Source organism: Streptomyces sp. TBY4 (assembly GCF_024213195.1).
In the GTDB taxonomy this organism is placed as follows: Bacteria; Actinomycetota; Actinomycetes; order Streptomycetales; family Streptomycetaceae; genus Streptomyces.
In genome coordinates this window covers 90,549-114,111 of record NZ_JANAVF010000025.1, presented here as the reverse complement: position 1 = coordinate 114,111, position 23,563 = coordinate 90,549, and the positions used below count along the sequence as shown (strand labels likewise).

The following is a 23,563-nucleotide window of genomic DNA, read 5'->3' as shown; positions in this document are numbered from 1 at the left end:
GCGCCACAAATCACGCTTTACGTCCCGGCCAACACCCCACCCCGCCCCCGTCCCCGCCCCGGCCGCCTGCGCCCCCCCGCATCCGGCCCCGGCCGGGGGCGGGGTTTGTCTTTTCAGCCGTCCGGCGTTTGAGGACCGGGGTCTGGGGCGGAGCCCCAGGGGGTCCGGGCGCAGCCCGGGACCCCTTCCCAGCCCGTCCGGCGTTTGAGGACTGGGGTCCGGGCTAAGCCCGGGGAACGGTGGAAGGGTGGGTAGGGGAATCCCGGCCCGTGCAGCGGAGCGGTCAGGGCGTGGGGGGGTACGGCGACGGGTCGCTGCGTAGGCCTCGGGTGGTGACCACCACCGTGAAGGTGGGTGGGGATGCCGGGGGGAGGGGGGTCGTCAGGGTCCCCGTCGGGGTGAGGGTGGTGGGGAGGGGGGTGCCGTCCAGTTCGATTTGGGGGGCTTCGCCGAAGCCGCCGCCTTCGATCGTGAGGAGGCCATCGGTTGAGGAGACGCGGGTGATTACGGGGGTGCCCCGTACCGCCAGCTTGTTCAGGAGGTACGCCCCGGCCGGGGCCCCGGTCAGCGCCCACATCTCCGCCGGGAGCTTCGGCAGCCCCCCGCCCACGTCCGTGAGGAAGAACGCCACCACGTACAGCATGGTGACCGCGCTCAGGGCGACGTACTGCAGGTCGACGAGGTCGGTCCGCCCGCCGTCGTTCGAGATCAGGTCGTGCACCGGGCGTCGCTCCGTGCCCTTGGGTGCCGGTTTGGCCAGGGAGCCCCGCTCCACCCGCATGCCGACCACCGCCTTCGCCGCGATCAGGGCGGCGTACGGGCCTCCGAGGAGGGGGAGGTAGACGGTCGTCAGGGAGGAGAGGGGGCCGTCGGGGCCCTGGAACCAGTCGGGGCCGCCGCCCGCGGTGAGTCCGTAGCCGAGGGTTGCCAGGAGGAGCCAGACCAGGATCACCGTCCAGGCCAGGGCGAGGGTGGTCGAGGTGGAGAGGCGGCCGTCGCGGCCGGTGACGAAGCCGGGGTGGCGGAGCAGGCGCTGGACGATCGGGCCCGCGAGGGCGGCGAGTAAGACGAGTGACAGGAGTGCGGACGTCATGTGGTCCCCCCGGGAGTGCGGCGTCTGAGGAGAGGGTGGCCGAGTCTGCCTGCGCATGACAAGTCGCCCGCCCCCCTCAGCCCTCCCGCTGCTCCGGCAGGACCGGGAAGCGGCGTGGTGCCACCAGGAGAAGGACGAGTGCCGACGCGGCCGCCGCCAGGGTCGCGCCGAGGAAGATGTGGTCCCCGGCGGCGGCCACCGCCTGGCGGAGGTAGGCGGCGGCTTCCTGGGAGAGGAGGCCGGGGTGGGTCAGGGCTCTGGAGACTTCGTCCAGGTTCGTGGGGAGGCCGGGCAGCGGGGCCTGTGAGAGCCGGCCGGCGAGGGTGGCGTTGGCCACGGCGCCCAGCAGGGCGGCTCCGACGCTCTGGCCGACGTTGCGGCAGAACAGGACCGAGGCCGTCGTGGTGCCGCGTTCCTCCCAGCCCACGGTGGACTGGACCCCGACGATCAGCGGGAGCTGGAAGAGGCCGAGGGCGGCGCCCAGCAGGAGCATGATCAGTACGGGTTGCCAGACGGGGGCGGGGTAGGGGAGCAGGGTGAAGGAGCCGAGGATGAGGGCGGCCAGGGTGACCCCGGTGGCGGCGGTGTTGCGGAAGCCGATGCGCCGGTAGACGTGCTGGGCGACGGCGGCGCTGATCGGCCAGCTCAGGGTCATCGCGGAGGTGACCAGGCCGGCGCCGGTGGGGCCGAGGCCGAGGACGGACTGGGCGTACGTGGGCATGAACAGCATCGGGGCGACCATCAGCAGGCCGAGCCCGGCCATGGCGAGGTTGACGGCGGCGATGGTGCGCCGGCGCCACACCCAGCCGGGGAGGATGGGCTGCTCGGCCCGGCGTTCGATCCGGACGACGAGCACGCCCAGCGCGGTGGCGGCGGCGAACAGTCCCAGTGAGGGCGGTGACAGCCAGGGCCAGGCGACTCCGCCCTGGACGAGGGCGAAGAGCAGGAGTCCGCCGCAGGCGAAGACGGCGACGGCTCCGGGCCAGTCGACGGGGCCGGTCCGGCCGGGGGGCCGGGTGGGCTCGACCAGGTGGCGGCTGATGATCCACAGGGCGGCGGCGGCCAGCGGCAGGTTGAGCAGGAAGATCCAGCGCCAGTCGGTGTACGTGGCGATCAGCCCGCCGAGCGCGGGGCCGGCCAGGGCCGAGCCGGCCCAGACCGCGGACATCCGGGCCTGGATGTGCGGCCGGTCCTTGAGCGGGTAGAGGTCGGCGGCCAGGGTCTGCACGGTGCCCTGCAGGGCGCCGCCGCCCAGGCCCTGGAGGATCCGGAAGGCGATGAGGGCGGCCATGTTCCAGGCGGCCGCGCACAGCAGCGAGCCGACGAGGAAGAGGCTGATGCCGAGGAGCAGGACGGGCTTGCGGCCGTAGGTGTCGGAGAGCTTGCCGTAGACGGGCAGGGTGACCGTTCCGGCCAGGATGTAGCCCGAGAAGATCCAGGAGAAGACGGCGAAGCCGCCGAGGTCGCCGACGATCTGCGGTACGGCGGTGGCGACGATGGCGGTGTCGAGGGCGACGAGGCCCATGGTCAGCATCAGGGCGGCGACGACCGCCGTAGGGGGCTGCCCGGGCGCGGACGCCGCCGGTGTGCCGGCGCCCGGCTTGGCGGAGGCTTGACCTCCGGATCCGGGCGAGTCCTCTGCGGGTATGCCTCCGGCACTGCCGTCGGTACTCGCGCCCGTGCTCTCCCCTGAGCTCATGAAACAACCCCTTCCCCCGTGCGTACCTGCGCGGACACCTTCTCACTGCGGCATGACGGGGTGGTATCCCCCCAGGGCTCCTCGTCCCAACGGGCGAGATCCCCTAGGGGTTGGTCCTCACAAGGGTCCAGGGGTGCTTCGTCCCAGGGGAGGAGGAGGAAAGCGCGCGGGGGTTCTTAACTGGTCTCTACAGGGCGGGAGTCCGGGGGGTAGGGCTAGCACCCCTATGGATACGGCGATTGGCACCAGCGCGCCGCGGCACCCCTCCCAGCAGACTTCGAATGCACGAACCGACGACCGTACGCATCTGCATCAGAACGAGGGGAAACACCGTGACAACGGCTATGACCGAAACCAGGCACGGGGGTACTGGAGGGCATGAGGCCGTCGCGGCGCGGGCGCGGAAGGTCGTCAAGGCCTACGGCTCGGGCGAGACGCGGGTCGTCGCGCTCGACGCGGTGGACGTGGACATCCACCGCGGCCAGTTCACCGCGATCATGGGGCCCTCGGGCTCCGGGAAGTCCACGCTGATGCACTGCCTGGCCGGTCTGGACACGGTCACGAGCGGCCAGATCTTCCTGGACGACACCGAGATCACCGGGCTGAAGGACAAGAAGCTCACGCAGCTGCGCCGCGACCGGATCGGCTTCATCTTCCAGGCCTTCAACCTGCTGCCGACGCTCAACGCCCTGGAGAACATCACGCTCCCCATGGACATCGCCGGCCGCAAGGCCGACGCGGAGTGGCTGAACCGGGTCGTGGAGACCGTGGGTCTGGCGGGCCGCCTCAAGCACCGTCCGACCGAGCTCTCCGGCGGGCAGCAGCAGCGCGTGGCGGTGGCCCGCGCCCTGGCCTCCCGGCCGCAGATCATCTTCGGTGACGAGCCCACCGGAAACCTCGACTCCCGGGCCGGCGCGGAGGTCCTGGGCTTCCTGCGCCGTTCGGTGAACGAGCTGGGCCAGACCATCGTCATGGTCACCCACGACCCGGTCGCCGCCTCCTACGCGGACCGCGTCATCTTCCTCGCGGACGGCCGGATCGTGGACGAGATGTACACGCCCACCGCCGACCAGGTCCTGGACCGCATGAAGGACTTCGACGCCCGTGGGCGGACGTCATGACCGTCATGAAGACCGCGCGGCGGAACTTCCTCGCGCACAAGGGGCGGATGGCGCTCTCCGCCGTGGCGGTGCTCCTCTCCGTCGCCTTCGTCTGCGGGACGCTGGTGTTCACGGACACCATGAACACGACCTTCGACAAGCTGTTCGCGGTCACCAACGCCAATGTCACGGTCACCCCGAAGGAGGCCGAGAACAGCGGGGAGACCCCCGACACCGGCAAGCCGCAGGCGCTGCCCGCCTCGGTCGTCGGGCAGGTGACGAAGGCCGAGGGCGTGAAGTCCGCCGAGGGCGGCGTCGCCTCGATGGCGGTCACCGTCGTCAACTCCAAGAACGAGAACCTCGGCTCGTCCACGGGAGCCCCGACCTTCGCGGGCAACTGGACCGAGAACGAACTGAGGTCGATGAAGATCATCGAGGGGCAGGCCCCGCGCGGCCCCACCGACGTGATGATCGACAGCGACACGGCGAAGAAGCACCACCTCAAACTGGGTGACGACATCCGCACCATCACCGTCACCGGCGACATCCGCTCCAAGATCACCGGCATCGCCGCCTTCACCGTGACCAACCCGGGCGCGACCGTCGTCTACTTCGACACCGCCACCTCGCAGCAGAAGCTGCTCGGAGCCCCGGACGCCTTCACCCACGTGAACGTCGTGGCCAAGGACGGGGTGAGCGACGCGCAGCTCAAGCAGAACGTCGCCACGGTCGTGGGCGCCGATGTCTACAAGCTGCAGACCGCGAAGGAAGCCGCGGACGCCAACCGCAAGAACATGGACTTCCTCGGCATCATGAAGTGGGTGATGCTCGGCTTCGCCGGGATCGCCTTCCTCGTCGGGATCTTCCTGATCTTCAACACCTTCTCGATGCTGGTCGCCCAGCGCACCCGCGAGATCGGCCTGATGCGGGCCATCGGCGCCGACAGCGGCCAGGTCCTGAAGTCGGTGGTCATCGAGGCACTGCTGCTCGGTGTGGTCGGCTCGCTCCTCGGCGTCGCCGCCGGTGTCGGCCTGGCCGTCGGGCTGATGGAGCTCATGAGCATGCTCGGCATGAGCCTGTCCACCGACGACCTCACCATCGCCTGGACCACCCCGGTCATCGGCATCGTGCTCGGCGTCGTCGTCACCGTCGTCTCCGCCTTCGTACCGGCCCGCCGGGCCGGCAAGGTCTCGCCGATGGCCGCCCTGCGCGAGTCCGGCACCCCGGGCGACAAGAAGGCCGGCCGGATCCGCGCCGCCCTGGGCCTGGGCCTCACCGGCATCGGCGCCGCGGGCCTGTACCTCGCCGGCACCGCCGACGCCGCCGGCACCGGGGCGCAGTGGCTGGGGCTGGGCGTCCTGTTCACCCTCATCGGCTTCATCGTGATCGGCCCGCTCCTCGCGGGCGTCGTGGTCCGGGCCCTGTCGGCCCCGGTGCTGCGGCCCTTCGGCTCCATAGGCCGCCTCGCCGAGCGCAACGCGCTGCGCAACCCGCGCCGTACCGGTGCCACCGCCGCCGCGCTGATGATCGGCCTGGCGCTGGTCGCCTGCCTGTCGGTGGTCGGCTCCTCGATGGTGGCCTCGGCCACCGACGAGCTCGACAAGTCGGTCGGTGCGGACTACATCGTCCAGTCCATGACGGGCCAGCCGGTCGTACCGCAGGCCGAGGAGGTGCTGCGCGGGACCCAGGGCCTGGCGCACGTCACCGCCTACCGGGAGGTCGACGCCAAGATCACCGCCCCGGACGGCACCACCGAGACCGACGGCCTCGGGGTCCAGGACCCCACCTACGCCAAGGACGTCCGCCGCAAGACGACCGCGGGCCAGCACGCGGACGCGTACAAGCCGGGCTCGATGTCGGTGGGCTCCGAGTACGCCACCAAGCACGGGGTGAAGCTGGGTGACGAGCTGACGGTCGCCTTCACCGGCGGCAAGACCGCCAAGCTGAAGGTCGCGGCGATCACCAGCGACGAGGGCAACCTCGACAAGGGCATGAAGTACGTCAGCACCGCCGTCGCCGAGGCCAACCTGCCGGCCGACAAGATGCCCCGGCCCTTCATGGTGCTGGCCACCGCGAAGGACGGCCAGGACGACGCCGCCTACGCGGCGGTCAAGTCGGCGCTGGCCGAGTACCCGCAGTACCAGGTGCTCAACCAGACGGACTACAAGCAGGCGCTGAAGGACCAGGTCGGCCAGCTCCTGAACGTGGTCTACGCCCTCCTCGCCCTCGCGATCATCGTCGCGGTCCTGGGCGTGGTGAACACCCTGGCCCTCTCGGTGGTCGAGCGGACCCGCGAGATAGGCCTGATGCGCGCCATCGGCCTCTCCCGCCGCCAGCTGCGCCGCATGATCCGCCTGGAGTCGGTGGTCATCGCCCTCTTCGGCGCCCTGCTGGGCCTGGGCCTCGGCATGGGCTGGGGCGCCACCGCCCACCAGCTCCTCGCACTGGAGGGCATGAAGATCCTCGAGATCCCGTGGCCCACCATCCTCGGCGTGTTCGCCGGTTCCGCCCTGGTCGGCCTGCTGGCCGCCCTGGTCCCGGCCTTCCGGGCGGGCCGGATGAACGTCCTGAACGCGATCGCCAGCGAGTAGCCGCCGGCCGGTCGTACGGGGGAGCGCTCCGGCCCCGCCGCACCCGTTCGGGTGGGGCGGGGCCGGGGCCGTTCCCACGACCCGAATCCCACGCGCAGGTGTCGCAGCCGCGTCGTAGGGTGGGAACCCCCGGCCCGTTCGACGTGTCGGGTCCTTCGCGTTGCCGCCCCGCGGGAACTCGCCGCACCTCACCGGACGGAAAGCCGCCTTCATGAGCCTGCACGGACTGCTCGACGCCGTCACCCGGGACCCCGCACTCGCCGAGGCGGTCACCGCGGCCGGGGACGGCAACCGCATGCACGTGGACCTCGTCGGCCCGGCCGCCGCGCGGCCCTTCGCCATCGCCGCGCTGGCCGCCCGTACCGGGCGCACCGTGCTCGCGGTGACCGCCACCGGGCGGGAGGCCGAGGACCTGGCCGCCGCGCTGCGCTCGATGCTCAACCCCGACGAGGTCGCCGAGTACCCGTCCTGGGAGACGCTCCCGCACGAACGGCTGAGCCCGCGCAGCGACACCGTGGGCCGCCGGATCGCGGTCCTGCGCCGCCTCGCGCACCCGAGCAAGGACGATCCCGCCGCCGGCCCGGTCTCGGTGGTCGTGGCGCCGATCCGCTCCGTGCTCCAGCCGCAGGTCAAGGGGCTCGGTGACCTGGTCCCGGTGAGCCTGCGGCAGGGCGAGAGCGTGGATCTGGGCGCGGTGACGCAGGCCCTCGCCGCGGCCGCGTACGCCCGCGTGGAGCTCGTGGAGAAGCGCGGCGAGTTCGCGGTGCGCGGCGGCATCCTCGACGTGTTCCCGCCGACCGAGGAGCACCCGCTGCGCGTGGAGTTCTGGGGCGACGAGGTCGAGGAGATCCGTTACTTCAAGGTCGCCGACCAGCGTTCCCTGGAGATCGCCGAGCACGGCCTGTGGGCCCCGCCCTGCAGGGAGCTGCTGCTCACCGACGAGGTGCGCGAGCGCGCCGCGGCCCTGGCCGAGCTCCACCCCGAGCTCGGCGAACTGCTCCACAAGATCGCCGAGGGGATCGCCGTCGAGGGCATGGAGTCCCTGGCCCCGGTCCTGGTCGACGACATGGAGCTGCTGATCGACGTACTGCCCGCCGGGTCGATGGCCGTGGTGTGCGACCCGGAGCGGGTCCGCACGCGCGCCTCCGACCTGGTGGCGACCTCGCAGGAGTTCCTGATGGCCTCCTGGGCGGCCACCGCCGGCGGCGGCGAGGCCCCCATCGACGTGGGCGCGGCCTCGCTCCGCGGGATCGCCGACGTACGGGAGCACGCGCGCGAGCTCGGCATGATGTGGTGGTCGGTCTCCCCCTTCGCCGCGGACGACGAGACGCCCGGCGGGGACACTCTCAAGCTCGGCATGCACGCCCCCGAGGCCTACCGCGGGGACACCGCCCGCGCGCTCGCCGACACCAAGGCCTGGATCGCCGACGGCTGGCGCACCGTCTACCTCACCGAGGGCCACGGGCCGGCCGCCCGTACCGTCGAGGTGCTCGGCGGCGAGGGCATCGCGGCCCGCCTGGAGGCGGACGTCACCGTCCTGGAGCCCTCGCTGGTCCACGTATCGTGCGGCTCCCTCGACAACGGCTTCGTCGACCCGGCCCTCAAGCTCGCCGTCCTCACCGAGACCGACCTGACCGGCCAGCGCACCGCCACCAAGGACCTCGGCCGGATGCCGACCCGGCGCCGCAAGACGATCGACCCCCTCACCCTGGAGGTCGGCGACTACATCGTCCACGAGCAGCACGGCGTCGGCCGCTACATCGAGATGGTGCAGCGCACCGTGCAGGGCGCCACCCGCGAGTACCTGCTCGTGGAGTACGCGCCGGCCAAGCGCGGCCAGCCCGGCGACCGCCTCTACATCCCCACCGACCAGCTGGAGCAGGTCACCAAGTACGTCGGCGGCGAGGCCCCGACCCTGCACCGGCTCGGCGGCGCCGACTGGACCAAGACCAAGGCGCGCGCGAAGAAGGCGGTCAAGGAGATCGCCGCCGACCTCATCAAGCTCTACAGCGCCCGCATGGCGGCCCCCGGCCACACCTTCGGCCCGGACACCCCCTGGCAGCGGGAGCTGGAGGACGCCTTCCCGTACGCGGAGACCCCCGACCAGCTCACCACCATCGCCGAGGTCAAGGAGGACATGGAGAAGTCGGTCCCCATGGACCGCCTGATCTGCGGCGACGTCGGCTACGGCAAGACCGAGATCGCGGTGCGCGCCGCCTTCAAGGCGGTCCAGGACGGCAAGCAGGTCGCCGTCCTCGTCCCGACCACGCTGCTGGTGCAGCAGCACTTCGGGACCTTCTCCGAGCGGTACGCGCAGTTCCCGGTCAAGGTGCGGGCGCTGTCCCGCTTCCAGAGCGACACCGAGTCCAAGGCGACGCTGGAGGGTCTGCGCGAGGGCTCCGTCGACATCGTCATCGGCACGCACCGCCTGTTCTCGCAGGAGACCAAGTTCAAGGACCTGGGCCTGGTCATCGTCGACGAGGAGCAGCGGTTCGGCGTCGAGCACAAGGAGCAGCTGAAGAAGCTGCGCGCCAACGTCGACGTGCTGACGATGTCCGCGACCCCGATCCCGCGCACCCTGGAGATGGCGGTGACCGGCATCCGCGAGATGTCCACGATCACCACCCCGCCCGAGGAGCGCCACCCGGTCCTGACCTTCGTCGGCCCCTACGAGGAGAAGCAGATCGGCGCCGCGGTCCGCCGCGAGCTGCTCCGCGAGGGCCAGTGCTTCTACATCCACAACCGGGTCGAGTCCATCGACCGGGCGGCCGCCAAGCTCCGCGAGATCGTGCCCGAGGCGCGCATCGCGACGGCGCACGGCCAGATGTCCGAACAGGCCCTGGAGCAGGTCGTGGTGGACTTCTGGGAGAAGAAGTTCGACGTCCTCGTCTCCACGACGATCGTCGAGTCCGGCATCGACATCTCCAACGCCAACACCCTCATCGTCGAGCGCGGCGACAACTTCGGCCTCTCCCAGCTCCACCAGCTGCGCGGCCGCGTGGGCCGTGGCCGCGAGCGCGGGTACGCGTACTTCCTGTACCCGCCGGAGAAGCCGCTGACCGAGACCGCGCACGAGCGGCTCGCGACGATCGCCCAGCACACCGAGATGGGCGCCGGCATGTACGTGGCGATGAAGGACCTGGAGATCCGCGGTGCGGGCAATCTGCTCGGCGGCGAGCAGTCCGGCCACATCGCGGGCGTCGGCTTCGACCTCTACATCCGGATGGTCGGCGAGGCCGTGGCCGACTACCGGGCCGCGATCGCGGACGGCGGCGACGGGACGGTGGAGGAGCCGCCGCTGGAGGTCAAGATCGAGCTGCCGGTCGACGCGCACGTCCCGCACGACTACGCGCCGGGCGAGCGGCTGCGCCTCCAGGCGTACCGGTCCATCGCGGCTGCCAACTCCGAGGAGGACGTCAAGGCGGTCCGCGAGGAGCTGACCGACCGCTACGGCAAGCTGCCGGAGCCGGTGGAGAACCTGCTGCTGGTGGCCGGACTGCGGATGCTCGCCCGGGCCTGCGGGGTCGGCGACATCACCCTCCAGGGGCCCAACATCCGCTTCGGGCCGGTGGAGTTGAGGGAGTCGCAGGAGCTGCGGCTGAAGCGGCTCTACCCGGGTTCGGTGATCAAGCCGGCAGCCTCGCAGGTGCTGGTGCCGCGGCCGAAGACCGCCCGGGTGGGCGGGAAGCCGCTGGTCGGACGGGAACTGCTGGGCTGGACCGGGGAGTTCCTGGCAACGATCCTCGGCTCGTAGGCGCGTACCGGCCGGCCGGACGCAGCGACGGCCGCGGTGGGGGACCTTCCCGGTCCCCGGCCGCGGCCGTCGGCGTTCGCGCTGGTGGGGCTACTTCATCGGGTCGTCGTCGATGCCGAGCTTGTCTTCCATCTGCTGCTGGGCCTTGTCGATCTGCTCGGAGTACTTGCCGCCGGTCTTCTCGTTGGCCTCGGCCTCGACGTTGTCGGAGATGTCCTTGGCCTTGGTCTTGGCCTGGTCCTTGAACCTGTCAAAGATCCCCATGACTCGGGCTCCTTCCGTAATCCCGTCTGCGACGCTACGCGCGTTTGTGGTGATTCGCTCGCTGGAGGGTCGGAACGTCCCGATAGGGCAGGGAGTTTATGATCTTGTCCTATGCGTCCCCGCCTGCTGTTTCCCGTCCTCCTGCTCTCCGCGGCCGTCGCCGTCCCCGGCTGTACGGTGCCCCCGGAGCCCGGCGGCGGTGCGGGTGCGAACGTTTCCGGCCAGGCCAACGGGCCGGTGGCCCTGACCTCGGTGGACGGTCTCACGGTCAAGGGGCGGGCGCCGAAGACGGGGTACGCGCGCGAGCAGTTCGGCAAGGGCTGGCTCGATACGGACGGCAGCGGCTGCGGGACCCGCGAGGACATCCTCAAGCGGGACCTGGCGCGGACCACCTTCAAGGACGGCTGCAAGGTGCTGACCGGGGTGCTGGAGAGGGACCCCTACACCGGTGCCCGCATCACGCACGAGCGGGGCCGCACCGGAGTGGACATCGACCACATCGTGGCCCTCTCCGACGCCTGGCAGAAGGGGGCCGGGAGTTGGGACAAGGGCAAGCGGATCGCCTTCGCCAATGATCCGCTGAACCTGCTCGCGGTCGACGCCGCGGCCAACCGCAAGAAGGGGGACGGCGACGCGGCCACCTGGCTCCCGCCCGACCGCGGGTACCGCTGCCACTACGTCGCGGCCCAGATCGCGGTCAAGAAGAAGTACGGTCTGTGGGTCACGGCCGGCGAGCGCGACGCGATGAAGCGCGTGCTGACCGGGTGCCCGGGGGAGCGCCTGCCGACCGGGGGCAATTCCACCCGCCCGCCGGAGCGGCTGCGCTGACCACCCCCTGGATCCACCCCCTGGACCGGCCCTCCTGGGCCGGACCCCCTCCTCAGGCCTGCACCAGGCCTCGATCACGCCTTGACCGGGCCGTCTGGAGCAGGCCCTGATCAGGCCTTGATCAGGACTTCTTCCAGTCCTGGCAGTCGACCGTCTTGAAGAAGGCGTCCCCGGCGGCGATCGTCACGACGGTCTGACCCTCGGGGTTCTCGTTGGCGATGATCGAGTCGACGGTGCCGGACGCGTCCTTGGCCCGCTCCCAGTAGCAGCCGGAGCCGTCCTCGGTGGAGCCGGCCGACTTGTAGGTGCCCGGGGCGACGTCGAGGCCGACCTTGAGCACGCCGCCCTTGCCGGAGATCTCGGCCTTCGGGGTGCCGGTGGCCTTCGGGTCGACGAGCTCCCAGCCCTTGCAGCTGTCGGTCTTGAAGATCTTGTCGGTGGCGGCGATGGCCACGTACGAGGAGCCCACGACGTTGTCGTTGTCGAGGAGCGACTCGGGCTCGTCCTTGTCGTCCTTGAGGCGCTCCCAGTAGCAGTTGCCGTCGGCCGTGTTGCCCGTCGAGCGGTAGAGGCCCGGCTGCACGTCGGAGCCGACCTGGAAGGTGCCGCTGCCCTTGATGGAGGACTTCGCCTTGCCCGCGTCGGGGGCCGGGGCGCTGCTCGCCTGCGCCGGCTTCGAGGCGGCCGCGTCGGAACCCTTGTCGGCGGTGCTGTCGGCGCCGCTGCACGCGCTGAGGGTGACGAGGGCGATGGCCGTGCCGAGGCCCGCCAGGGCCTTGGTGCGGGTGGTGCGGGTGGTGTGGGACATGTGGGTGGCTCCTGCCTGATCTGACGTCCTGTTCGGTGCGATCATCACAGCAGAGCCTGTGAACCGAGTCAACGTGTTTCTGAGAGATTGTTAAATTCACACTGTGAAGGGGTCTCTCGCCTTTGCAGCTGTATGCTCGCGCACATGCCGGAGCAGAAGCCCCCCACCGAGGCCCCAGCCGTCCCTGCCGCCCCCGAAGCCGCCGCAGCCCCCGAAGTCACCGCCGCCGAGATCGCCCGCCTGGCGGGAGTCGGCCGCGCCGCCGTGAGCAACTGGCGCCGCCGCCATGCCGACTTCCCCCGCCCCGTCGGCGGCACCGAGACCAGCCCGTCCTTCGCGCTGGCCGCGGTGACCGACTGGCTCCGGGCCCAGGGGAAACTCGCCGAAGTGCCGCTGCGCGAGCGCGTCTGGCAGTACGTGGCCTCCCACCCCGGCGGCTCCGTGGCCGCGCTCGTCAAAGCCGGGAGCGCGCTGCTCCTCGTACGCGACCGGCCCATGGAGTGGCTGGAGGCCTCGGCCGTCTCCGACGAGCGGATGGCCGCCCTGCTGGTGCCCGCCCTCGACCGGGTGCTCACCCTGCGGTTCGGGCCCGCCCACCCGCTCGGCGCCGCCGAGCCCCTGCGGCCGGCCGCGGTGCCCTTCCTGCGGGCCGCCGCCGAGCTCGCCGCCGAGCTCGGCACCCGGGGGGCCTTCGAGTTCCTGCTCGGCCGCCACCTGGAGGCCAACCCCCGCCAGTACACGCTCACCCCGGACGGGCTCGCCACCCTCATGGCCGCCCTCGCCGGGCCGGCCGTCCGGACCGTCCTGGACCCCGCCTGCGGCACCGGCACCCTGCTGCGGGCCGTCTCCGGAGCCACCGCCCGCTACGCGCAGGACAGTTCGCCCGAGCTCGCCGCACTCGCCGCGCTGCGGCTCGCCCTGCAGTCGGACGCCCCCGTCCGCGCGGCCGCCGCCGACAGCCTGCGCGCCGACGCCTTCGCGCGCCCCGCCGCCGAAGCGGTCGACGCCGTGCTCTGCCACCCGCCGTTCAACGAACGCAACTGGGGCCACGAGGAGCTCGCCTACGACCCGCGCTGGGAGTACGGGCTGCCGGCCCGCGCGGAATCCGAACTCGCCTGGGTCCAGCACGCCCTGGCCCACCTGCGCGACGGCGGCACCGCCGTCCTGCTCATGCCGCCCGCCGCCGCCGCCCGCCGCTCCGGCCGCCGCATCCGGGCCGACCTGCTGCGCCGGGGCGCGCTGCGGGCCGTCGTCGCCCTCCCGGCCGGCGCCGCCCCGCCGTACGGGATCCCGCTGCACCTGTGGGTGCTGCGCAGGCCCGCCCCGCAGGCGGCGCCCCCCTCCGGGCTGCTCCTCGTGGACACCGCCGCACTCGCCGACGGGCCCGGACCGGGGTCGGGGCGGGCCGGGTGGGCCGCCGTCCACAGCGCGGTGGAGGAGGCCTGGACGGCGTACGAGCGCGGCGGCACGGCACCGGACGTCCCGGGCGTGCGCCGCGTGGTGCCCGTCGTGGACCTGCTCGACGACGATGTGGACCTGACCCCGGCCCGCCACCTGCCGCCGCCCGCCGCGGGCGGCGGCGTGGCCGAGCTGACCGCCGTACGGGACCGGCTGGACTCGACGCTGACCCGCGCGGCCCGGCTCACCCCGCCCGCCCCGCCCGCCGACGCGAAGGACCGGCCCGCCGGTACGCCCGCCCGGCTGCCGCTGACCACCGTCGGCGAACTCGCCCGCGCCGGAGCCCTGCTCCTGTACACGGGCACCGGCAGCGGCGCGGGCGGGGCCCCCGTCCTGACCGAGTACGACGTGAGCGCCGGCACCGGACCCTCCGGCACCCTGGCCGACGCCCTGGAGCAGCCGCTGCTCACCGCACCCGGTGACGTGGTCGTCCCCCTGACGGGAGGCGCCGGCGTGGCCCGCGTGGTCGACGCGGCCACCGCCGGGGCGGCGCTCGGCCGGGGCCTGCAGCTGCTGCGGCCCGACACGGCCGCGCTGGACCCCTGGTTCCTGGCCGGGTTCCTGCGGGCCACCGCCAACAACCGCCGCGCCAGCAGCCACGCCTCGACCACGACCCGGCTCGACGTGCGCCGCCTCGAACTGCCCCGGCTGCCGCGGACCGAGCAGGAGGTCTACGGGGCGCGGTTCCGGGCGCTGGCCGAGTTCGAGGACGCCCTGCGGCTGGCCGCCCGGCTCGGGGAGCAGCTCGTACAGGGGCTGTACGACGGGCTGTCGGACGGCACGGTCCGGCCGGACTGAGTGCTAGGCCGTCGGGCCGGGCTGCGACCGTACAACGGTTGAGCGCATCCCCTCACTCCCGGCCGGGAAGGCTGTATACCCTCATACCCTTCGGACCCCGAATCCTTCACCCTTCCTCCGCACGGCCCGTCAGGAGCAGCGATGCACGGCCCCGGCACCCCGCCGCCCCACGGTCACCAGCCCAGCACCGGGGGCGTGGTGGCGCTGCGCGTGCTGTTCGCGCTGCTGCCGATCCTGAGCTGCGGGTTCCTCGCCTGGGGGACGATGCTGCGGCTCGCGCTGGTCACCCGCAAGACCCGCGACTGGTGGCTGATGGGGGCGTCCGGCGCCGCCCTGATCCTGTGGCTCGGGTTCATCGGCGCGGACCCCACCCCCGACACCAGCGGCTGGCAGGGCAACGTCGGGGCCTTCGGCACGCTGGCGACCGGTCTCGCGGTGTGCGTGTACTACCTCGTCGCCGAGATCCGGCACTTCGAGGCGCTCAAGGCCGGGCCCGCCGCGGCCGGCTGGTACCCGCCGCCCGCCTCTCCCTACGTACCGCCCCAGCAGCAGACCGGACCCGCCTACGGATACCCGCCGGCGGCCCAGCCCGCGCAGCACCAGTCCCCGCAGGCCCCGCACCAGCCCCCGCAGCCCCCGCGGCAGCCGGCCCCCGAGCCCGCGCCCGCCCCGGCGCCGCCCCCGCGCATCGGGCAGGTCCGCGCCGAACTCGACGAGCTCAGCGAGCTCCTGCGCCAGCAGCCGCCCCGGGACGAGGGCCCCCGCCCGTGACGGACCGGATCATCGGGGACCGCTACCAGCTCGCCACCATCCTGGGTCAGGGCGGCATGGGCCAGGTGTGGACGGCGTACGACCGGCGCCTGGACCGCCGCGTCGCGGTCAAACTGCTGCGCCCCGACAAGGTGGCCGGCCCCGGCTCGGTGGCCGAGGAGCTGCGCCGCCGCTTCGTGCGCGAATGCCGGGTCACCGCGCAGGTGGACCACCCCGGGCTGGTCACCGTGCACGACGCGGGCAGCGACGGGGACGAGCTGTACCTCGTCATGGGATACGTCGAGGGCGCCGACCTCGCCGACCACCTCGCCGAGCACGACCCCTACCCCTGGCCGTGGGCGGTCTCGGTGATCGCGCAGCTGTGCTCGGTGCTGTCGGCCGTGCACGCGGTGCCGATCGTGCACCGGGACCTGAAGCCGCGCAACGTCATGGTCCGCCCCGACGGCACCGTGCTGGTCCTGGACCTCGGTGTCGCCTCCGTGATGGACACCGACACCACCCGCCTCACCAGCACCGGTTCGCCCATCGGCAGTCCCGCGTACATGGCCCCCGAGCAGGCCATGGGCGGGGCCGTCGGCCCGCACACCGACCTGTACGCGCTCGGCGTGGTCCTGTACGAGCTGCTGTCCGGCAACGTCCCCTTCGCCGGCTCCACGGCCCTCGGGGTGCTCCACCGGCACCTGTACGAACCCCCGCTCCCGGTGCGCCAGTTGCGCCCCGAGGTCCCGCAGCAGCTGGAGGCCGTACTCCTGAGCCTGCTGGCCAAGGACCCGCAGGAGCGGCCGGCTTCCGCGCAGGCGGTGTACGCGGCCCTCGCGCCGCTGCTGCCCCACCACGGCTCGGGCGCCCCCACCGGTCCCCTGGACCCGACCCGGCCCTTCCTGCGCCCGCAGGCCCCCTGGCCCGACCGCGCCACCGTGATCCCGCCCCGGCCCGCCACCCCGCCCCCGCCGCCGAGGCCGGACGTCCCGGCGGCCGTGGAGGAGGCCAAGAAGCTCCTGGACCAGGGCATGCTCACGCAGGCGGTGGACATCCTCGGCGGGATCCTCCCGGCGGCGGCCGAGCAGCACGGCGCGCACTCGCCGGTGGTCCGCTCCCTGCGCAAGCAGTACGCGGCCACGCTGATGGACGACGGCCAGTACCGCCGTGCCCTGCCCGAACTGCGGCGGCTCGCGGAGGAGTTCCCGGCCGGCGACCCGCAGTCCCTGCGCTTCCGCTACGACGCGGCCCAGTGCCTGGAACAGCTCGGCGAACCGGCGGCCGCCCTCGCCGAGTACCGGGCGCTGCTGCCGCTCTTCGAGAACCACTACGCGAACCCGGACCCGGGGCTCCCGCTGGAGGTCCGCCGCCGGATAGCGCACTTGCTGCTCTCCCTCGGCGACCGTCCGGCGGCCCACGACACCCTGGCCCGCCTCCTCTTCGACGCGGAACGCCTGCACGGGCCGAACCACCCCTTCTCCGAGGAGGTCCGCCGCACCCTGCTCTGGCTCGGTCAGGTCCGCTGACGCCGCCACCGGCGCAGCCCCAGCAGGCCCGCCAGGGCCAGCAGGGCCGTCGCCGCGACCGCTGCGCCCGGGATGAGGCCCGGGGGCCGGAAGGTGCAGGTGAGGCTGGTGGTGCGGCCGTCCAGCGGGACCGCGACCAGCCCCAGACGGGCCGCGGCCGGGCGGCCGTTGCAGCTCCAGCCCGCGATCGCGGGGGCGGAGAGCACCGCCGTGCCCGTGCTTCCCGGCGGGAGCTCCGCGCGGACGCCCGAGGAGCCGACCCGTACCGAGACCGCGGCCGTGGCCCGCAGCCGGGCGACGGCCGCGGTCAGCAGGGAGCGGTCCAGGCAGGACAGCTGCCAGTGCGCCGGCGCCGCCTGCTCGAAGACCAGCGCCGAGGCCGGGCCCCGGGAGGGCCCCAGCGGCTGCAGGGCGGCCCTGTTGCGCGGCGGGTTGGCGTTCAGCCGGAAGGCCGGCCCGTCGGCGAGGCGGGCCGTCGCGTTGTACTCCGGGGCCCACAGGAAGGCCTCCGTGCCCGCCCGGCAGACCCCGGGGGAGAGCGGATCCTCGTACACGCGCGTGCCGAGCAGCAGCTCCTGGTTGGCGAAGGGCGAGGCCCCGTACGCCGTTTCCGGGCCCGGCGGGCGGACGGTGACCAGCGGCGGGACCTCGGCGCGGGCGACGGTGCCGTCCGGCCGCAGGCGGGCGCCGACCGAGAAGACGGCGTCCGTCACCGGGTTGTCCAGGCTCTGCACGTTGCGGCCGCGCGAGGTCCAGCCCGCCCCCAGGGCCACCATGGTCCGGGTGAACAGGTCCGGGGTGTGGCTGCTGTAGTACGCACCGCCCTCCCCGCCCAGCAGCATCGGGTCGTTGCCGGTCAGCGCGGGCCGCCCGGCGTCCGTGCGGTACGCGGGCCAGCCACCGGCTCCCGCCAGGGCCCCGGCCCGCGCGGTGTGCGCCGCGCCCCACGCCGGGTAGTCGTCCAGCCCGGCCAGCTTGCCGCGCTCCCCGTGGGCGGTGGTCGCCGCCGCCTGGGCCAGCAGTACCAGCGCCAGCACGGCCGCCGCGGGCAGCACGAGGCGCCGGTGGCGCAGCGCCCACCAGGCGGCGCCCGCCAGGACCAGCCCGCCGCCGAAGAGGGCGAGCCCCCACCCGGTGGCAAGCGCGCTCCCGCTCGCCGCGAGCAGGACGACGGCCAGCACCGCCGCGCCGCCCGCCAGCGCCCACGGCCCGGGCGGGCCGGCCGACAGCCCCGCCCAGGCGGCCATCACCACGATCCCGGCCAGCACGAAGGTCTGCCGGTACGGGCTGCCGTTGGGGGTCGCGAAGAGGTGCCAGGCCAGGTGGGTCGCCTTCCACTGGAAGGACAGCAGCACCAGCAGGACGAGCACCGTCCACACCAGCCGCTCCCGCCCGGCCACGGCCCGGTGGAAGGGCAGGGCCGCCGCGAGGAGCAGGGTCCCGGTGCCGATGAACAGGGCGGGGGTGGAGAAGGAGTAGGTGGCGGGCAGCAGCCGGGCCAGCAGGTCCCCGGTCGGCACCGGCACGAAGGGCTTGAACCACCCCGGGTAGGCCTGCTTCGAGCTGAGGAAGAGGGGCAGCAGCACCGGGGCCGACAGGGCGACGCCGAGGGTGGTGGTCAGGGCCGCCCGCGCGAGGACCCGTAGCCGGTCCCGCGCGCCCTCCCGGGTCAGGAGCAGCCGGACCAGCAGCACCAGGACCGCGCCCAGCGTCGCCATGTAGGCGGTGTAGAAGTTCGCGGTCCAGCAGAGCGCCACCACCACGACGGCCGCCACCGGCCGGCGCGAGCGCAGCGCCCACTCACCCGTCAGACACAGGAGCGGGAGGGCGATCAGCCCGTCCAGCCACATCGGGTTGTACGAGGCCTCGATCACCGACCAGCCGCACAGCGCGTACGAGGCCCCGAGCAGCCCCGCCGCCCAGGCCGGCCCGCGCCGCTGGGTGCGCAGCAGCCAGGCCATCGCCGCCGCCGCGGCCGCCGTCTTGAGCACGGTGACCACGTACACCGCGAGGTCGATGTCCTGGCGCGGGAACAGCCCCACCAGGACCGCGAACGGGCTGGTCAGGTAGGTCCCGAAGTCGGGCAGGAAGCTGGTCCCGTACCCGGACTGCCAGTTCAGCAGCAGCCCGCCCCCGGCCCGCCCGTGCAGCAGGTCCCACAGGTGCGCGTGGAAGGGCACGAACTGATTGCCGAGGTCGTTGATGCTGCGGTGGCGGGGCCCGTACGGGAAGACGCGCGCCACGGCGTCTCCGGCGCCCACGGCCACCACCGTGACCAGGGCGGCGAGCGCCGAGCCGAACAGAGCGGGGCGGCGCGGGGAGCTGTGCGGTGTCGACATGGTGGGCCGACCGTGGCACCCCCGGTGGGCCGAAGGATGGCCATCGGTGGACGCTAACCCCAACACCCCCGGAATCGTTGGTCGAACCAGTGGCTCTGATCACCTCGACTGCATAACATCGATCACCGCACGGCCCTTGTGCACCGAAGCACAATCTCCCGGCCCTGGAGGCTCCTTTGCACCGTCGCACAGCGCTCTCCGTTTCCGCCGCCCTGCTCCTGGCGGCCCCTCTGCTGTCCGCGTGCTCGGGCGAAGCACGCCCCGGCACCGCGGCCGTGATCGGCGGCGAACGGATCACCACCTCCGCGCTCCAGGCCCAGGTGAACGACGTCCGCACCGCACAGAACCGCTCCGAACACGCGGCCGAGCTCATCGCGGCCGTTCCGCAGCTCGACCGGGTCAAGCTCAGCACGATGCTGCAGAGCCGGATCCTCGACCGGATGGCGAAGGACGCGGGGATCACCGTCACCCCCAAGGAGCTCCAAGAGGCCCGCAAGGCCTACGACGAGGGCAACCGGGGGGCCGCCGCCTTCGAGGAGGCGATCCTGCAGAAGGCCGCCGTCGCCCCCGACCAGATCGAGCGCTGGGTCCGGGACCAGGTGCTCTTCGAGAAGCTGAACGCCAAGTACGGCGAGGGCAAGCTCGCCGAACCCGCCTCGAAGGCGGCGGCCGGGCTCGGCATCGAGGTCAACCCGCGCTACGGCGTCTGGGACCCCCAGCGGGTCACCCTCGGCGAGCACGTGACCCCGTGGATCACCCAGGTCACCCGGCCCGAGCAGCCCCCGGCCGGCGCCTAGGCCGTCTCCCGGGGGAGGTAGGTTCGGAGGGTGACTGACGACGTGTCCTCCGAGCCCACCGGCCGCATCGTGCTGCTGACCACGAGCCACCGGGTGGCCCCCGGCATGCTGTCCTGGCCGGCCTGGCAGACCCTGCACGCCGCCGACCGGGTGCTGTGCGCCGACCCGGGCCACGTCCAGCTCCCCTACCTCCGCGAGGCGGGCGTCGGCGTCGCCCTGGAGACCCCCGACGCCCAGGCGCTGATCGAGGAGTGCGCCGGGGGGCGGACGGTCGTCGTCCTGCTCAGCGGCGAGGGGGACCGGCGGCTCACCGACGGGCTGGCCCGCTTCGCCGGCTCGGGCCGGGTCGCCGTACCGGACCTGGAGCTGCTGCCGGGCTCGTACGACCTGCCCGGCGCACGCCTGCTCGACCTCGTGCAGGTCATGGACCGGGTCCGGCGCGAATGCCCCTGGACCTCGGAGCAGACGCACGAGGGACTGGCGAAGTACGCCATCGAAGAGGCCTACGAGCTGGTCGAGGCCATCGAGGCCGGGGACCGCGCGGAACTGCGCGAGGAGCTCGGGGACGTCCTGCTCCAGGTGGTCTTCCACGCGCGGATCGCGGAGGAGGGCGGATCCGGTGAGGAGGACGAGCCGTTCTCCATCGACGACGTCGCCGGAGCCCTGGTCGAGAAGCTGATCCACCGGCACCCGCACGTCTTCGGCGACGCGACGGCGAAGACCCCGGAGGACGTGCACGCGCACTGGCAGCGCACCAAGCAGGTGGAGAAGCAGCGGGAGTCGGTGACCGACGGGATTCCGCTGGGCCAGCCGGGTCTCGCGCTGGCGGCCAAGCTGGCGGGCCGCGCCCGTGCGGGGGCGGTGCCCGTGGACCTGCCCCGCGGGGAGGGGGTCGGGTACGAACTGCTGGAACTGGCGGCGCGCGCCGAGGCGGCGGGGACCGACCCCGAGACCGCGCTGCGCGCGGCGGCCCGGACCTACCGGGACGCGATCCGTGCGGCCGAGGGCGTCGGCGAGTAGCCCTCAGCGGCGGGAATCGTCCCGCGCCGGCGTCAATACTCCCGGGGAGCGCGGCCGGACGGGTTGTGCCAGTGCGGATCGGGGCGGTTCAGGAACCACTCGCCGAAGCCCATCGGGCGGTTTCCCTGGTCGTGGCCCTTGCCACTGGCGGGTACGGAGTCGTAGAAGAGCCGGTCGGGGCGTGTGCCGAGTTCCTCCAGGAGGTACGCGGTCTCCCGGATGAACTGCGGCGGACCGCTCAGGTAGACGTCCTGGTCGGGCCAGAGCCCGCGGTTGCTCAGCGCCGTCGCCAGGCGGTCGGTGGCCTGGTTGCGGTGCTGGCCGGGGGCGGGGGTGATGTAGGTGACGCTCAGCCAGCCGAAGGAGGCCGCCCACGCGTCGATGAGCGGGCGGTCGTAGAGGTGGGCGGCGTCCCGTGCGACCACGAAGAGCCGCACGTCCTGATCGGGAGGGTGTTCCGCCAGGTCCTCCAGCATCGCGCGGACCGGGGCCCAGCCGGTGCCGGCGGCGATGAAGCTGACCGGGCGGTCCTCGCGGCGGAAGGCCATCTGCCCGCCGGCCGCGCCGAGCCGCAGCACGTCCCCGGGCCGGCTCTCGCGGATCAGGGCGGTGCTGAGGCGGCCGCCCTCGATCCGGCTGACGTGCAGGTCGATCGTCCCGTCGGCGCGCGGGGCGTTCCCCACGGAGTACGTGCGCCAGGTCGTCGGCACCCGGTCGCTGCTCACGCTCGTGTACTGGCCGGGGAGATGGGGGAAAGGGGCGTGCGGGCTGAGGGTCAGGACGCCGATGTCCTCCCCGTACAGCAGGTGGCGTACGACTTCCGCGTCCCACCAGGGCGGGTCCTCGCTGGCGGCGGCGCCGGCCATCATCGCGTCGGCGATCACCTGGTACGCCTCCGACCAGGCCTTTTCCGCCTGGGGATGCCAGGCGGACCCGGAGGCCTCGGCGAGCGCGGCGATGAGGCTGGTGCCCACGGCCGCGTAGTGCTCGGGGCCCGCCAGGAACTTGCGGTGGTCGCGGCCGAGGTCGCGCAGATAGGGGACGAGCGTCTCGTTCTCCAGATGGGCGATCACATGGGTGAGCGCGGCGAAGAGCCGGTCCCGCTGTCGTTCCATGTCTTCGAAGGAGGCCGGGAAGAGATCACGGACTCCGGGGTTGTGCCAGAAGAGGTGGGAGTAGAAGAACTTGACCGCGTGCTCGGCCCGTCTCTCCACCACCGCGAAGCTGCTTTTCAAGATCCTCACATCCACAAAACCGAAAGTAGGAACGCAGGAGAACGTGAGGTCAAGCCACGGTCCATCTACGGACAGCCGCGATAAATGGGCCATATGGGGTGATGGGTGGTGGGCGGGATACGGTCTCCGGGTGCACGAGCAGACCCCCGCAGCCCCCGAAGAGCCCACCGCCGACCCGTCCGTCGACGAGTCCTCCCCGCCGACCCTGTTCGACTGGGAGTTCGCGACCGACCCGTACCCGGCGTACGCCTGGCTGCGCGAGCACGCGCCCGTGCACCGCACCACGCTCCCGAGCGGGGTCGAGGCCTGGCTCGTCACCCGGTACGCCGACGCCCGCCAGGCCCTCGCCGACCAGCGGCTCAGCAAGAACCCGGCCCACCACGAGGGCTCCGCGCACGCCAAGGGCAGGACCGGGATCCCGGGGGAGCGCAAGGCGGAGCTGATGACCCACCTCCTCAACATCGACCCGCCGGACCACACCCGGCTGCGCCGGCTGGTGTCGAAGGCGTTCACCCCGCGCAGGGTCGCCGAGTTCACGCCGCGGGTGCAGGAGCTGACCGACCACCTCATCGATCAGTTCAGTGAGAAGGGGGAGGCCGACCTCATCCACGAGTTCGCCTTCCCGCTCCCCATCTACGCCATCTGCGAGATGCTCGGTGTACCGCGGGAGGACCAGGACGACTTCCGCGACTGGGCGGGCATGATGATCCGGCACGGCGGCGGACCGCGCGGCGGGGTGGCCCGGTCGGTGAAGCAGATGCGCACCTATCTCGGGGAGCTCATCCACCGCAAGCGCGACGACCTCGGCGACGACCTGATCTCCGATCTGATCCGGGCCAGCGACCACGGCGACCACCTGACGGAGGCCGAGGCCACCGCGATGGCCTTCATCCTGCTGTTCGCGGGGTTCGAGACCACGGTCAACCTCATCGGCAACGGGATCCACTCCCTCTTCATGAACCCGGAGCAGCGCGAGCGCCTCCAGCTCTCCCTCGCCGCCGGCGAGACCGCTCTGCTGGCCACCGGTGTGGAGGAGCTGCTGCGCTACGACGGCCCCGTGGAGCTGGCCACCTGGCGGTTCGCCACCGAGTCCTTCGTCCTCGGCGGCCAGGACATCGCGGCGGGGGATCCGGTGCTGGTGGTGCTGGCGGCCGCCGACCGGGACCCCGAGCGGTTCGCCGACCCGGACACCCTCGACCTCTCCCGGACCGACAACCAGCACCTCGGGTACGGGCACGGCATCCACTACTGCCTGGGCGCCCCGCTCGCCCGGCTCGAAGGGCAGACCGCGCTCGCGACCCTGCTGACGCGGCTGCCCGATCTGGAACTCGCGGTGGCCCCCGAGGAGCTGCGCTGGCGCGGCGGGCTCATCATGCGCGGGCTGCGGACGCTTCCGGTCCGCTTCTCGGCCGAACTCGCACCCCAAAACACCTGAAACCATCCTGACCTGAAGTCAGTTGGCCGGCCGAACTTGTGACAGGCGTTCGAGGGCCGCTAGGTTCT

General features: G+C 72.8%; 16 protein-coding genes. 10 read left to right on the top strand and 6 right to left on the bottom strand.

The genetic code is table 11. The annotated features are described in order from the left end of the window. Positions 1-283 precede the first annotated feature (283 nt). Positions 284-1,093, bottom strand: coding sequence for an IPT/TIG domain-containing protein (locus tag NLX94_RS36885; RefSeq protein WP_254387641.1), 810 nt, complete (start codon positions 1,091-1,093; stop codon positions 284-286). 76 nt (positions 1,094-1,169) lie between these two features. After that, positions 1,170-2,792 carry an MFS transporter gene (locus NLX94_RS36880; protein WP_254387640.1) on the bottom strand — a complete coding sequence of 541 codons (1,623 nt, stop codon included), beginning with the start codon at positions 2,790-2,792 and terminating at the stop codon, positions 1,170-1,172. Positions 2,793-3,136: 344 nt separating this feature from the next. Between NLX94_RS36880 and NLX94_RS36875 the strand changes: the two genes are divergently transcribed. The 3 genes from NLX94_RS36875 (at position 3,137) to mfd (ending at position 10,237) form a co-directional block, all read left to right on the top strand. After that, entirely contained in the window at positions 3,137-3,913 is a 777-nt protein-coding gene (locus tag NLX94_RS36875; RefSeq protein ID WP_284715691.1) for an ABC transporter ATP-binding protein, read from the top strand. Next, the gene (locus NLX94_RS36870) at positions 3,910-6,483 is read left to right on the top strand and encodes an ABC transporter permease (RefSeq protein WP_254387639.1); all 2,574 of its coding nucleotides are present in this window, start codon (positions 3,910-3,912) and stop codon (positions 6,481-6,483) included. The genes NLX94_RS36875 and NLX94_RS36870 overlap by 4 nt, the downstream gene beginning before the upstream one ends. Positions 6,484-6,694: 211 nt before the next feature. After that, positions 6,695-10,237, top strand: coding sequence for a transcription-repair coupling factor (gene mfd, locus NLX94_RS36865; protein ID WP_254387638.1), 3,543 nt, complete (start codon positions 6,695-6,697; stop codon positions 10,235-10,237). Positions 10,238-10,327: 90 nt separating this feature from the next. On the opposite strand, the gene NLX94_RS36860 is transcribed toward mfd, so the two are convergent. Further along, the gene (locus tag NLX94_RS36860; RefSeq protein WP_254387637.1) at positions 10,328-10,501 is read right to left on the bottom strand and encodes an Rv0909 family putative TA system antitoxin; all 174 of its coding nucleotides are present in this window, start codon (positions 10,499-10,501) and stop codon (positions 10,328-10,330) included. A 111-nt stretch (positions 10,502-10,612) separates the two neighbouring features. Between NLX94_RS36860 and NLX94_RS36855 the strand changes: the two genes are divergently transcribed. Next, positions 10,613-11,329, top strand: coding sequence for an HNH endonuclease family protein (locus NLX94_RS36855; protein ID WP_254387636.1), 717 nt, complete (start codon positions 10,613-10,615; stop codon positions 11,327-11,329). Between the two features lie 121 nt (positions 11,330-11,450). On the opposite strand, the gene NLX94_RS36850 is transcribed toward NLX94_RS36855, so the two are convergent. Beyond that, positions 11,451-12,137: a hypothetical protein gene (locus NLX94_RS36850; protein WP_254387635.1), complete on the bottom strand. Its 687-nt coding sequence runs from the start codon at positions 12,135-12,137 to the stop codon at positions 11,451-11,453. Between the two features lie 144 nt (positions 12,138-12,281). On the opposite strand from NLX94_RS36850, the gene NLX94_RS36845 reads away from it, so the two are divergent. From NLX94_RS36845 to NLX94_RS36835, 3 genes are all read left to right on the top strand, one after another. After that, complete coding sequence (locus NLX94_RS36845) at positions 12,282-14,393, top strand: N-6 DNA methylase (protein ID WP_254387634.1); 2,112 nt, start codon at positions 12,282-12,284, stop codon at positions 14,391-14,393. 141 nt (positions 14,394-14,534) lie between these two features. Further along, the gene (locus NLX94_RS36840; protein WP_254387633.1) at positions 14,535-15,164 is read left to right on the top strand and encodes a hypothetical protein; all 630 of its coding nucleotides are present in this window, start codon (positions 14,535-14,537) and stop codon (positions 15,162-15,164) included. Beyond that, positions 15,161-16,669 carry a serine/threonine-protein kinase gene (locus tag NLX94_RS36835; protein WP_308402636.1) on the top strand — a complete coding sequence of 503 codons (1,509 nt, stop codon included), beginning with the start codon at positions 15,161-15,163 and terminating at the stop codon, positions 16,667-16,669. Before NLX94_RS36840 ends, NLX94_RS36835 begins: the two co-directional genes overlap by 4 nt. On the opposite strand, the gene NLX94_RS36830 is transcribed toward NLX94_RS36835, so the two are convergent. Further along, a complete protein-coding gene (locus NLX94_RS36830; RefSeq protein WP_254387632.1) occupies positions 16,657-19,008 on the bottom strand; it encodes a YfhO family protein in 2,352 nt (783 codons plus the stop codon). The two genes, NLX94_RS36835 and NLX94_RS36830, sit on opposite strands and share 13 nt — an antisense overlap. Positions 19,009-19,184: 176 nt before the next feature. On the opposite strand from NLX94_RS36830, the gene NLX94_RS36825 reads away from it, so the two are divergent. Beyond that, the gene (locus tag NLX94_RS36825; RefSeq protein WP_254387631.1) at positions 19,185-19,805 is read left to right on the top strand and encodes a SurA N-terminal domain-containing protein; all 621 of its coding nucleotides are present in this window, start codon (positions 19,185-19,187) and stop codon (positions 19,803-19,805) included. 30 nt (positions 19,806-19,835) lie between these two features. Continuing rightward, complete coding sequence (locus NLX94_RS36820; RefSeq protein WP_374684068.1) at positions 19,836-20,825, top strand: nucleoside triphosphate pyrophosphohydrolase; 990 nt, start codon at positions 19,836-19,838, stop codon at positions 20,823-20,825. A 32-nt stretch (positions 20,826-20,857) separates the two neighbouring features. Here the strand turns inward: NLX94_RS36820 and NLX94_RS36815 are convergent, their stop codons facing one another. Next, positions 20,858-22,042: a globin domain-containing protein gene (locus NLX94_RS36815; RefSeq protein ID WP_254387630.1), complete on the bottom strand. Its 1,185-nt coding sequence runs from the start codon at positions 22,040-22,042 to the stop codon at positions 20,858-20,860. 148 nt (positions 22,043-22,190) lie between these two features. On the opposite strand from NLX94_RS36815, the gene NLX94_RS36810 reads away from it, so the two are divergent. After that, positions 22,191-23,495 (top strand): cytochrome P450, encoded by a 1,305-nt coding sequence (locus NLX94_RS36810; protein WP_374684067.1) that lies wholly within the window; start codon positions 22,191-22,193, stop codon positions 23,493-23,495. The last annotated feature ends 68 nt before the right edge of the window (positions 23,496-23,563 follow it).